This window comes from Xenorhabdus sp. TH1, assembly GCF_037260955.1.
In the GTDB taxonomy this organism is placed as follows: Bacteria; Pseudomonadota; Gammaproteobacteria; order Enterobacterales; family Enterobacteriaceae; genus Xenorhabdus; species Xenorhabdus griffiniae.
In genome coordinates this window covers 358534-371358 of the sequence record NZ_CP147734.1, presented here as the reverse complement: position 1 = coordinate 371358, position 12825 = coordinate 358534, and the positions used below count along the sequence as shown (strand labels likewise).

Genomic DNA, 12825 nt, shown 5'->3' with positions numbered 1-12825 from the left:
AATGTTGACTGAAACTTAGAGAGTAAATAATATTTTTCAGCCGCTACGCAAATCAAGACAATCTGATATAGACTTTCATTTAAAAAATTTATCGAAATATCCACTTACTGCTCATATAATGTATTCCGTTCGCAAGTGATTTTTAATTCATATTGGAAATATTAACAACCTTCTTCTGTCAGTAGGATTTTCTCTTCATATATAGATAATTATTCTTGCTATCTATGCTATTCAATCTTAATTTCCATGTAATTTTAAAATTTCATCGTTCCACCAATAACCATTTTTAGTTACTAATTGTTTCGTTATCACATTATTTTTCTATTATAATATTGATATTCATTTGTATTTAAGTCTATATTATTTTTTATTATACATAGGTAAGTTTTTTAATTGTTTTCGCCAAAAACATGTTGTCGGATGCTTTTTGGAATAAGCAACTTTTATTCACGATACGATAAATTAGTACAAAATTATGCCTGTATACTGTCACTGGCATTTATTATGATATGGTTACCGATGTAGATGGATTAAGAGTCGTTATTTAGATCCTCGTAGAAATAGGCATTACTAATATATCTTTTTTATCCTTATCCAGTTATTGCCTTGAAATTTTCTCATTAAAGCATTGTTCAATGTCTCATTTGCGTGAAAATGAAGTGTTTCATGATCTTAAACAAGCCTATTCTAATGATTACCTTTTTATTCTAACCATTGCATAAAATCTTCAATAAATATTTTAGTTTTTAGTGGTAATCATGTTTTTGGAAGAGTAATTATGTAGGCCATTTCTTGGAAATGGATTATCTATTTTCCATTCAGGAAGTGATTTTTGTAGTAACCCGTGAGAGGATAAGTAGCAGTAATCTCTCTTTATGGTGGTATCAATTCTATTTTAGTTATTGCAGGGGGATTTTTTCTATTTCAACGATTAATTATCTATTTCTGAAATAACGTAATGTCAGTATTAAAGATAAAATCAGTTTCAAGTCATTGAGTGATTCTAATAAACAGGAAGGAATAGTTCTTTAGAAGAATAAAGTGCTTCTGCACTTGTGTGGCTTAATATGGAAGGAACAATTTCTTTTTGTGCAATGATTTTGTCTGGCAATGCTAATGATGTTTTCTATCTATTATATGATGTACCTTTTTGGCTTACATGCGATTGATAGCTTTTGATGGTGTTTTCAATGTCTATTTGCGTACCGTCAGAAGTCAGATAATACCTCAAGAACCTCCCGGAAAAACAACAGGCTTAATCAGATTAATAAATATGTCTTCTGTCCCTGCAAGTCGGGTTTCTGTAACATTTTTAGACAATTATTTTAATCCATTGAAAACCATTGGGATTATTCTCTCATTTGCTTTTATCGCAGGGATTGTTTTAATTACTCTAGGATGTCGTTCTTTTGTTGTTTTTTCCCATTTTCATGCTATATCTCGAAAAAATACTTCAATACCTTCATTTTCCATAGACAAGCCATCAAAGAGAAACAGAATACAATCTGGTAAAACATCCCCTTACCAAGAAAAATACATATGCTACTGTTTTTATTATATAAATAACAAATATCACTTAATATTTCGTGAGGATATTCCAACTATCTTCAAAAAATTCAAATGTGCGAGTGAACGCCATTTTTAGGTTAATTTAAAGTCTATTTAGTGAAAAAGGTAATAGTAAATAATATTTCTGATAAAAAAAGAGCAGATTTACCGAAACAATCTAAAAAAACATTAAAATAATTTTACATAAATCAAATTTATAAGATTTTATTAAAAAACAAAACAATTTATACCAAACTGTCTACTTTAGATTTATAATCCATATAGATAGAGAAAGGTGGGATTAAATTTCGGATATATAATGATTTTAAAACATTAATTCTGGATAACCTATCAATACTTGACTGGCATCAAGTAACGTTTTTTAATTATCAATATTATTGCAATGTAACAAAACATGTGAATCACAAAAAAAATTCATATATTATAATTACTTAAGTATAATAATTTGTAGTATGTAATGAAATTTGACTTAGGTTAAATTATGTAGGATTATGTTTACAGTTTGGTATATTTTGTCCAGTTTGTAACCTCTAGAAAATCGTCAACTAGTACTAAATATGCCAACAAATATAAGGTTAGATAAAAATTTAATGTTTTTTTTGCAAATTTACGTTAATAAACAAAAAAATCATTAAAAATCAATATAATGAATTTTTAAAAAATTAAAAAATATTGGTTATCTTACATGCAAGGGGGAGTAGAAACTCTGTTTAAGCCGTACAGATAACTCAACCGAAAAATATGCAGGGATAACCATAAGACAGGGATTGCAAAACAAGGCGCATGTCAAAACAAAAACGGCGAATCAGGTGGTAACAATAGGCATACCGTGAACGGCAGCAAATCCGTCAAGGCAAGCTTTATTTTACGAGCAACTCGTGGGGCAAAAATCGAATTCATTTTAAGCTCCAGCAATTCTCCTTGATGACGCCATAACTTACTAATTAAAAGGATAAGATATGGAAGATGCAAACCTATTAGTCGGAAACCGTATTCAGGTCAAAAGGAAAGAACAAGGTGTCACCGCTACTGCGTTAGCAAAGCAAATTGGCCTCAGTCAACAACAACTTTCACGTTACGAAAGAGGAACAAACCGGATTAACCTCACTCATCTGGTTGAAATTGCCGGGTTATTAAATACGCCAATTGCGTGGTTTTTCGAAGATTGCCAACCAAAAAAAAAAGAAGTTGGTGCAGTTAATAAAATGACGGATCAATATATTCCCATTGCCGAGACAATTATAGGTAAGAATGGTTTTTAAATGAGGCAAGATAAATTCATCAGAAGCCTGTTGTGTTACTTACCCCATTCAGGCTTCTGATTTTTGTCATGCCGCTGTATTACTGCATTTCAGTATCGAGTTTGACTGACTATATCTGTCATAAATCGCTTAATGGTTATCAACTCTTCCGGTGAATAGTTTTCCAATATTTGCAACCATCTTGATTCTACTTGCTGATGCAGTTTTTTATGAGCAGAAAATATTTGCTTCCCTTTGTCAGTGAGACTGAAATAGGTCTCTTTCTGGTTATCTACCATTTTCAGTTTTTCAACGATAGAGCGTTGAAGAAGTTTCGCACAGATCTTCGAGATAGCACCCTTAGTCATTCCCAGCTCTTGGCTGATACTTGTGATATTTAATAATACTGATCCTCCAATACACTGAACCACATGTAATTCAGACAATGAATAACCACTAAGCCCATATTTGCGAAGTGTCTCTTCACTGTGCCCTCTCTTCATACCCTCTCTTAGATGCATCAAGTGATTAACGGCAGCAAGGATCTCACGTTGGTAAACTATACTGTTATTCATTTACGACTTTTCCAAAATAATATTTCCAAGGAAAATATTTTTGGCATCATAACAAAAAAAGAAGAAAAAGATCTTTACTAAATCTCCTCATTTATTAATCTCAATATTGTTTCCCTGGAAACAAAATGGAGAAAAAGATGAATCAATATAACTCAGCTCATAATGTCAAAGTGATCTTCTACCTCGTATGTTTCAGTGCCCTATTAGGCGCTCTTACACAAAATATCTATGTTCCCGTTATTCCTACCATACAGGCGCTATTCAATGCACCTCTACCTTTAGTAAACCTGACTGTATCAGCATTCACGTTTGTTTTAGCGATTATGCAAATCGTGTATGGTCCATTAGCGGACAGTAAAGGCCGTAAAGCCATTTTACTTCCTGCCCTGACTATTTCCGTCATTGGCTCTGTTGGTTGTGCGATGGCTTCCGATATTTATTGGCTGATTGCCTTTCGAATAGTTCAAGCTATTGGGATTGCAGCTATTCCTGTTATTGCAGCAACAATTATTGGTGATCTGTATGAAGAGCAACATCGTGCCAAAGCTATCAGTACTTATCAGATGTTGTTAACGCTGACCCCGGCTTTGGGACCACTGCTCGGTGGCTATTTAGCCGAATTAAACGGATATGTTGCGATTTTCCAATTTATTGCTGTTATCGGTGGGCTAATACTGATCAGCAATTTGCTTTGGTTACCAGAAACTAAACCTGAAACCATACCCGAAAATAAGCCAAAACCGTCAGCAAGTGCCAAAAGGGTGTTTTGGCAGTTCGGCCAGATTTTGTCAGCTCGCATCCCGCAATCCGTTTTCTGTATTGGCTTTATGCTGTCCTATTGTTATTTCTGTTTTTTGACTTTTTTACCCATCATCCTAAACCATGAATATGGTTTCAGTCCTGCCGATATCGGTTGGATGTACATTCCCATATCACTGGCAATGATTGGTGGCAACTATAGCTATCGTTTACTCCATCATCGGTTTTCTGAGATAAATGGCCTGATTATCAGCAGTTTGCTAAATCTGGCTTTAATCCTGTTGTTTTCCATCACATTTCGGTTCGGCATTCCCACATTAATTACTGTCACCGCTTTATACGGTTTCACGCTGGGGTTATCGATACCTACACATACCACTTTACTACTAACAACATTTGTGGAAGAACGAGCAACTGTGATTGGGCTTTATAATTTTATTCGATATATGGGAATGGCTGTTGGCCCAATGGTTGGCAGTGTCTTGTTATTCAATAACCACTATGAATGGGTATTTTTAATGGGAGCGTTGTTATTTGCTGCATCTATCGGTTTCACTGCCATCATGACTCAACGACACAGTAAACGGCAATAGCGCTCATAAGACAATTTAGTGGGAAATAGCCCAAATCGCGGCAATATTCCGTGCCGTTACCTGCAAATTATCGGCACCATTGGCAAGGGCATCAGCAAGGGAACAGGCCTCCGGTATGATGGAAAAGACCGCATCCAACCCGTGCTGATGCACAACATGATAGTCTCGGCTCATTCCCCCAACTAACGCAATGGTGGGAATGCCAAACTTTTTCGCAACACGGGCAACACCAATAGGGGTTTTACCGTATATGGTCTGGCTATCCAGACGCCCTTCCCCCGTAATGACCAAATCCGCACCCTGAATCGCTTTTTCCAGTTGCAAGGTTTCGATAACAATGGCAATACCAGGCTGTAATCTTGCTCCCAAGCACCCCAATAAGGATGCGCCCATCCCTCCAGCCGCACCTGCACCAGCAGCATCAATCACGCTTTTTCCCGTTAGGGATTCTATTTTCATGCCATAATGACGCAATGCAGAATCTAACGATTTCACCATCTCCGGTGTCGCGCCTTTTTGTGGACCAAATACCGCTGATGCTCCCTGTTCACCACATAATGGGTTATTCACATCACAAGCCACGATAAATTCAATTTGCCTGAGACATGGATCAAGGTTCGTTAAGTCAATCCCTTCCAGCCGAGTTAATGCCGCACCGCCGAATGGCAGAATACGACTGTCACCATCCAATAAATTCGCACCAAGTGCCTGCATCATGCCTGCACCACCATCGTTGGTCGCACTGCCGCCAATGCCTAAAATCAGTTTGTGTACCCCCTGTTTCAATGCAGCCAGAATCAATTCTCCCGTTCCATAACTCGTCGTTATCAGAGGGTTACGCTGTTTCACCGGCACCAAGTGCAAACCAGAAGCGGCAGCCATTTCAATCACTGCGGTTTTTCCATCGCCAAGCAGACCAAAGGATGCCTCAACAGGTTGCCCCAAAGGATCAGTAACAGTACACACGATACGTTTTCCTCCGGTTGCAGCCACCAGTGATTCGACTGTCCCTTCGCCGCCATCCGCCATAGGTAACTTGATATAGTCTGCTTGCGGATAAATCTCCTTAAATCCCCGCTCTATTGCCTGTGCCACCTGCAAGGCACTCAAACTTTCCTTAAATGAATCAGGGGCAATCACAATTTTCATCATGGAATTTCCTCAGTTCTTTGGTGCTGTTTGTTTTACACGCTTGACATCCTCCCCGCCCTAAAGGACGGGGATTCCTACAGCGTTCAGACCGAAGCCTGACTCACCTCGGTGGGTTCCTGCTTCAACGGGCGGTCTGACTGCACCATCCCTCCACAGGCAAGCACGGCATGTCCTGCCGCTAAAATATTACGTGCGGCGTTTACATCCGCGTTCGCGGTGTAGCCGCATACCTGACACACGAATTGACTTTGCGTCTGACGGTTTTCTTTCGCCGTATGACCACAGCAGGCACACCGCTGGCTGGTGTATGCCGGAGGTATCGCCAGTCCTGACCACCGCGCCAGAGCTGCTTGTACTCAAGCTGACGGCGCATTTCATGCCAGCCTTGATCCCGTATTCACTGGTGACTTTGTGAAGGTAGTCGCGCCGGATATTGGCAATGTGCGAGTGCAAACACTGGATTTTCCGTTTTTGTTTCTGCCAGTTTGCGCTGAATGTTAGTCGGAAAACCGCGCCTGATAAAAAAAGCGATAAACAAATTATCGCTTTTTAATCCAGAAAATTTTGCTCAGTTAAGAGATTACGCTTCAATAGCCAGTCGCAATTTCTTCATGGCATTTTTTTCCAGCTGCCGAACACGTTCAGCAGATACACCATACTTATCCGCTAATTCTTGCAAGGTGGTTTTGTTGTCATCATCCAACCAACGAGAACGAATGATGTCCTGGCTACGTTCGTCCAGCCCTTCCATCGCCACAGAAAGCTTATCCGCAGCGTGAGTTTCCCAGTTATCTTCTTCAATGCCATCGGCAAAGTCAGAAGCCTTATCTTGCAAATACAGCACTGGAGCCACTGGATGGCTATCATGATTGTCATCATCAGAAGACATATCAAATGCCATATCCTGCGCTGACATGCGGGATTCCATCTCTCGGACATCTTTGCTGGTCACGCCCAATTCTTTGGCAACCAGTTCAATTTCATCCTGATTGAACCACCCCAGACGCTGTTTAGCCTTGCGCAAATTAAAGAACAGCTTACGCTGAGCTTTTGTTGTTGCGACCTTCACAATACGCCAATTACGCAATACATATTCATGGATTTCTGCCTTAATCCAGTGAACAGCAAAAGAAACCAGACGTACGCCCACTTCTGGATTAAAACGACGAACCGCTTTCATCAGGCCAATATTACCTTCCTGAATCAAATCCGCTTGCGGCAGACCATAACCGGCATAACTGCGGGCAATATGAACAACGAAGCGCAGGTGAGAAAGGATCAGCTTTTTCGCTGCATCCAGATCTCCCTGGTAATGCAGCCTTTCTGCCAGTTCCTTCTCTTCCTCGGCAGAAAGCATAGGATAAGCATTGGAGGCACGGATGTACCCTTCCAAACTACCTTGTGGAACTAACGCCAAAGTTTGCATTTCTTTTGTCATTCAAATTCTCTCAAAATTAGATCCAAATTGATGGCCTTTAAGCTCACCTGAATTAACCCATAAGGTTTATTCAAGCTAAAGAGATGTCTATTTTACCACCGTAAAGATCATATTCAACTCGTCTCAGTTGCGTGAATACCAATACAAAACATAACTGTGACTTGGGCAACAATTAAACCCAAAAGTTCGCTGGCAAGCCCTGAAATGCCTTTATTCCGGCCTAAAACGACGTAAATGCTGAATTGTCGCAAACCATGCAGCAATCCAACCAATCATACCCGAAATAAGCACTAATAAGAGTGATTCATCCCACTCCAAACCATGCAATATAAAACTTGTACCGAAAACACTCGCCACTTCTGTGACCACGTTAGAAAGTTTCCACACCAGCAGAGAAGAGAGGATCAAGGAGAATATTGCCCCCAAAATCCCCAATAAGGTTCCACCATTAAGGAAAGGACGTAAAATAAAACCATCCGTTGCCCCAATCAGCTTCATGACGTTAATCGTCTCACGACGGCTAAAGATGCTCAACCGGACACTATTACCAATGACCAAGAGCAGAGCAACCACCATCAAGATACCTATCACCGCAGCAATTCTACCAACAAGGTCAGCCAACGCGGTCAAGCGGGCAAACCAGCTATCATCCATTCTGACTTCTTCAATGCCTTTAATCTGTGCAACTTGATCTCGTAATGTTGTTAGCGCCTGAGAATCTTGGAAATTTAATTTAGGAGAGACGATAGCAACTGCCGGCAGAGGGTTTTCCTCCAGCAGATCTAGTGCACTGGCAAAACCGGACCAAGCCCGAAATTCGTTTACGGCTTCTTCACGGGAAAGGTAATTTACCGATTTCACGCCATCCATGCCTTTCAACTGATCAATCACCTGCTTGACACTATTATCATTCAGAGACTTATCCAAATAGACCGTGAGTTGTGGAATGGGATACCACTGCATCACCGCTTGATTGACGTTTTTCCAAACAATATAGAACACACTCGGCAAGGTCAGGGAAATCGCTATCACCATAACAGTCAGCAACGTTGCCAACGGTTGGCGAAACATATCGGACAGCGTACTCTTCCACGCATAACGCCACTGTACACGCCATCCCCCTTTTAATGATTTAGATTTTGGGGGCTGGTTTTTTTTCGCTGAATGACGGACATGCTTAGCCATGATGTCCTCCTTGTATACGTCCCTGATTCAGGGTCAAGATACGATATTTCCTTCGTTCAATGAGAGCTGTATCATGGGTAGCCATCAGAACCGTCACACCAACTCGGTTAAATTCTTCAAACAGACGCATGATCCCTTCTGATAATTCCCCATCCAAATTTCCCGTCGGTTCATCTGCCAGCAAGACGGTTGGCTTATTCACCACCGCACGGGCGATACCAACACGTTGTTGTTCTCCACCGGAAAGCTGAATAGGGAAGTTTTTCGCTTTGTCCAGTAAGCCGACCTTATCCAACGCCGCAGATACCCGTCGACGAATGTCTTCAGCACTGGCTCCTGAGATGATCAGCGGCATAGCGACATTCTCGTATACGGTGCGATCCAACAGCAGGTGATGATCCTGAAAAATCATGCCGATCTGACGGCGTAAAAAAGGGATCTCACGGGATTTTAGTCGGCTAATGTCATGACCAGAAAACAAAATATGGCCTGCGCTAGGGCGTTCGATGCCACAGATAAGTTTCAAAAGTGTACTTTTACCGGCCCCTGAGTGACCGGTTAAAAATGCCATTTCTCCTGGAAGTAGATGAAAATCCACCCCTTGCAGCGCCTGCCGCCCTCCCAGATAGGCTTTACTGACCTGTTCAAAGCGAATCATTGATAGTTAATCCTCTCGGGCAAAAAGAGCCTCAATAAAATCGTCTGCCTTAAATGGACGGAGATCTTCAATGCCTTCACCCACACCAATGTAACGGATTGGGATCTCAAATTGGTCGGCAATAGCGAAGATAACACCCCCTTTCGCAGTACCATCCAGTTTGGTCAGTGAAATACCCGTCAACCCCACAGCTTCATGAAATAGTTTAGCCTGACTTACTGCATTTTGACCGGTGCTGGCATCCAGAGTCAGCATAATTTCATGAGGTGCGTCTTCGTCCAGTTTTTTCATCACGCGAACGATTTTTTTCAGTTCTTCCATCAAATGGGATTTGTTCTGCAAGCGCCCAGCGGTATCTGCAATCAGGACATCAATACCTTTAGCCTTGGCTGACTGGATGGCGTCAAAAATCACCGAGGCGGAATCTGCTCCTGTATGTTGGGAAATCACTGGGATTTTGTTGCGTTCCCCCCAAACTTGTAACTGTTCTACCGCAGCCGCACGGAAGGTATCTCCAGCCGCCAGCATGACAGATTTGCCTTGTGAATGATATTGACGCGCCAACTTTCCAATCGTGGTCGTTTTACCAACACCATTTACTCCCACCATCAAAATGACATAAGGTGATTTGCTTTCTATCTCCAGCGGTTTATCAACTTTCGCCAGAATGGTTGACATCTCTTCTTTCAGTTTAGAGTAAAGCGCTTCTGCATCTTTCAACTCCTTGCGGCTAGCATGAGCTGTCAGATTAGCAATGATCTTACGGGTAGTTTCAACGCCCACATCGGCAATCAATAATTGCTCTTCCAGCTCTTCAAACAGATCATCATCAATTTTCTTGCCACGAAATAGTCCCAAGAAACCAGAGCCAAGATTTTGACGAGTTTTAACCAGGCTGCGTTTCAGACGAGCAAAAAATCCTTCTTTAGTCGGCCGTTCTTGTTCCTTAGGTAAGGGCGCCTGTTCTTCTGCCTGACGAGCTGATTCTTCTGCTAAACGCTGCTGTTCTGCTTCTTCTGCGGCGCGACGGGCGGCTTCTTCCGCCAAACGTTGCTGTTCTGCCTCTTCTGCGGCGCGACGGGCGGCTTCTTCCGCCAAGCGTTGCTGTTCTGCCTCTTCTGCGGCGCGACGGGCGGCTTCTTCCGCCAAACGCTGCTGTTCTGCCTCTTCTGCGGCGCGACGGGCGGCTTCTTCCGCCAAGCGTTGCTGTTCTGCCTCTTCTGCGGCGCGACGGGCGGCTTCTTCCGCCAAGCGTTGCTGTTCTGCCTCTTCTGCGGCGCGACGGGCGGCTTCTTCCGCCAAACGCTGCTGTTCTGCCTCTTCTGCGGCGCGGCGGGCGGCTTCTTCCGCCAAACGTTGCTGTTCTGCCTCTTCTGCGGCGCGACGGGCGGCTTCTTCCGCCAAACGCTGCTGCTCCGCTTCTTCTGCCGCATGACGAGCCGCTTCCTCCGCAGCTACTCTTTCTTGTTCAGCTTGTTCTTCTTGCTGTTTGTTATCTTGACGACCAAGTCCAAACCAAGAGAAGAAACCTCTTTTTTTCTCTTTTGCCATCGGCCACTACACTCCTCGCAGTTAAGTTAGATATATGCTTTTATATCCACTGAGATAGGTTCTAACAGTAATGAATCCAGTCTAACATTTTCATCACACCACAACACATATCTATAGAGGATTTCGTGGTAAATTAATCAATGGATATCTTCGTTTTCACTCACTTTTTGTCTCCGCCAGATATTATTGAGTCACGTCGGATGGCAAATATTTAAGTTATGTAAATTATGACTAAAAAACCACAGCGCGCGTCTTTGGGACAAATCCGCATTATTGGCGGAAAATGGCGCGGAAGAAAATTGCCGGTCCCTGATAGTGACGGCCTGCGTCCAACAACAGATCGCGTCCGTGAGACACTTTTTAACTGGCTTATGCCAGTGATTCAAGGTGCTCGTTGCCTGGATTGTTTTTCAGGTAGCGGAGCGCTTGGATTTGAAGCGTTGTCTCGTTATGCAAGCCACACGACCTTAATTGAATATGATCGTAATGTGGCGAAACAACTATCGGCTAACTTGGCCTTACTGAAAGCTGAAAATGCCGATGTGGTGCAAGGTAATACACTACAATACCTTAACAACACCGGAACACCGTTTGATGTGGTTTTCCTCGATCCACCATTCCGTAAGGGAATGCTGGCTGAAACAATCAATTTATTGGAAGCCAATAACTGGCTAGCAGAAGAAAGCTGGATTTATGTTGAGGCAGAAGCAGAATCTGCTGCGACAGAAGTTCCCCCAAACTGGCAACTGCATCGGGAAAAAACGGCCGGACAAGTTGCTTATCGTTTATATATTCGCCACCCGTAATCGGGAGTCTGAACGGTTTAAACACGCTTTTGGAGTCGATGATGTTTATTCAATTAGGAAGAGGGATCATGATCTTAGTTTGGGGGATCATGATCTTCAATTTGTTTCACCCATTCCCTAAGCCATTGAGATATTTTATGGATATTGCAATGGTATTTACGGTACTCATGCATGCTTTTCAGTTACTACTGCTGAAAAACTCCCAGCCTAAAGATCAAAAGCTGTCTGGTTTTCTCCAGACTAAGATCTTCTTTTTTGGCGTCTTTGAATTATTGGCCTGGCAAAAGAAACAACAAAAAGAAAAACAACGGGAGAAAGAGTAACTTCCCATACCCAGTGGTTCATCTTATTTTTCCTTCGTCAATGAGTGATCCGCGTAATTACTCATTGACGTTCTTTGCTTTTGATAATAAAACGTTATTTTCTCGTTAATAATGAATTAATATTAATAGATCAAGATACTCTCCGTACCAAATCCATCATAAATAAAATTGCCTGACAAAACAGGCGCTGAACTTTGAGGAAAGGAAAAATATGAGTTGGCCATTTCTTGCTGTGTTTTTCTCTGGGTGGTTATATATTGACGCTGCCTATCGTGGCACCAACTGGCAGCAATGGGTTTTCCGCCCCGTCACTATGTTACTTTTACTATTATGGGCTTGCCAAGCGCCCAACCTTGAGGTTTCAGGTTACCTTATCATTGCGGGCCTTCTGACTGCTTTGCTCTCTGATACGCTCCGCATGCTCCCTGGTAAGTATTTACTATTCTCATTCATCACTCTGTTCTTGAGTTACCTGTTATACACTATCAGCTTTGCCTTACATATGGGCTTTAGTTTTTTCTTCCCGCTACCTTTGATCTTGCTGGTCGTTGGCATTGTGATCATACTGACAGTCTGGAGTCGTCTAGATAATATGCGTTGGCGGGTAGTTGATAGCTTCATTATGGCGCTACTGATGGTTTGGGTTGCCGGAGAACAATATTTTTCGCTCAGCAACGACAGCTACTTCTCTGTTATCTCCGGCGCTATCCTGTTACTCCTCGCACACAGTATCAATATCATTGCTCAGTATCGTTTCCCTTTTAAACTGTCAAAAGCGATGGTTGCTACCTGTGGTTTTATCGGGCATTTTTTGATTATTCGTTCACTATTCCTATGATAGCTTAACTCTTAGTGACCGCTCCCCGCCCTATCGGGGGGCTTCCCACTTCCCAGGCCGTAACCGTCTGTGCGATGGATTTACGGCGAATTTTATAACCAAAGAATTGGAGAGCAGGTAACATCAAAAGGAAGGGC

Annotated in this window: 11 protein-coding genes and 1 pseudogene; 5 read left to right on the top strand and 7 right to left on the bottom strand. The window is 42.2% G+C overall.

Annotation, left to right across the window (positions count from 1 at the left end; all coding sequences use genetic code 11):
- The first annotated feature begins 2528 nt into the window (after window positions 1-2528).
- Window positions 2529-2831 (top strand): helix-turn-helix transcriptional regulator, encoded by a 303-nt coding sequence (locus WDV74_RS01610; protein ID WP_338884194.1) that lies wholly within the window; start codon window positions 2529-2531, stop codon window positions 2829-2831.
- An 89-nt stretch (window positions 2832-2920) separates the two neighbouring features.
- Here WDV74_RS01610 and WDV74_RS01605 read toward each other — a convergent pair whose 3' ends face one another.
- Window positions 2921-3385, bottom strand: coding sequence for a MarR family transcriptional regulator (locus WDV74_RS01605; RefSeq protein WP_338884193.1), 465 nt, complete (start codon window positions 3383-3385; stop codon window positions 2921-2923).
- 137 nt (window positions 3386-3522) lie between these two features.
- On the opposite strand from WDV74_RS01605, the gene WDV74_RS01600 reads away from it, so the two are divergent.
- Window positions 3523-4737, top strand: coding sequence for an MFS transporter (locus WDV74_RS01600; protein WP_338884192.1), 1215 nt, complete (start codon window positions 3523-3525; stop codon window positions 4735-4737).
- A gap of 15 nt (window positions 4738-4752) precedes the next feature.
- On the opposite strand, the gene WDV74_RS01595 is transcribed toward WDV74_RS01600, so the two are convergent.
- The 6 genes and pseudogenes from WDV74_RS01595 to ftsY all read right to left on the bottom strand — a co-directional run bounded on the left by WDV74_RS01595 (window position 4753) and on the right by ftsY (window position 10721).
- Window positions 4753-5886 (bottom strand): glycerate kinase, encoded by a 1134-nt coding sequence (locus WDV74_RS01595; protein WP_338885509.1) that lies wholly within the window; start codon window positions 5884-5886, stop codon window positions 4753-4755.
- Between the two features lie 86 nt (window positions 5887-5972).
- A pseudogene (locus WDV74_RS01590) lies at window positions 5973-6393 on the bottom strand (transposase); the annotation flags it as partial.
- Window positions 6394-6469: 76 nt separating this feature from the next.
- Window positions 6470-7327 carry an RNA polymerase sigma factor RpoH gene (gene rpoH, locus WDV74_RS01585; protein WP_338884191.1) on the bottom strand — a complete coding sequence of 286 codons (858 nt, stop codon included), beginning with the start codon at window positions 7325-7327 and terminating at the stop codon, window positions 6470-6472.
- 210 nt (window positions 7328-7537) lie between these two features.
- Window positions 7538-8512 (bottom strand): permease-like cell division protein FtsX, encoded by a 975-nt coding sequence (gene ftsX, locus WDV74_RS01580; protein ID WP_338884190.1) that lies wholly within the window; start codon window positions 8510-8512, stop codon window positions 7538-7540.
- Complete coding sequence (ftsE, locus tag WDV74_RS01575; RefSeq protein ID WP_338884189.1) at window positions 8505-9170, bottom strand: cell division ATP-binding protein FtsE; 666 nt, start codon at window positions 9168-9170, stop codon at window positions 8505-8507. Before ftsE ends, ftsX begins: the two co-directional genes overlap by 8 nt.
- Before the next feature lie 6 nt (window positions 9171-9176).
- Window positions 9177-10721 (bottom strand): signal recognition particle-docking protein FtsY, encoded by a 1545-nt coding sequence (ftsY, locus tag WDV74_RS01570; protein WP_338884187.1) that lies wholly within the window; start codon window positions 10719-10721, stop codon window positions 9177-9179.
- A 227-nt stretch (window positions 10722-10948) separates the two neighbouring features.
- Between ftsY and rsmD the strand changes: the two genes are divergently transcribed.
- The 3 genes from rsmD (at window position 10949) to WDV74_RS01555 (ending at window position 12688) form a co-directional block, all read left to right on the top strand.
- Window positions 10949-11527: a 16S rRNA (guanine(966)-N(2))-methyltransferase gene (gene rsmD / locus WDV74_RS01565; RefSeq protein ID WP_338884186.1), complete on the top strand. Its 579-nt coding sequence runs from the start codon at window positions 10949-10951 to the stop codon at window positions 11525-11527.
- Window positions 11528-11568: 41 nt separating this feature from the next.
- Window positions 11569-11850, top strand: coding sequence for a DUF1145 family protein (locus WDV74_RS01560; RefSeq protein ID WP_338884185.1), 282 nt, complete (start codon window positions 11569-11571; stop codon window positions 11848-11850).
- Window positions 11851-12061: 211 nt separating this feature from the next.
- Window positions 12062-12688, top strand: a complete 627-nt coding sequence (locus WDV74_RS01555; RefSeq protein ID WP_338884184.1) for a lysoplasmalogenase — start codon at window positions 12062-12064, stop codon at window positions 12686-12688.
- The last annotated feature ends 137 nt before the right edge of the window (window positions 12689-12825 follow it).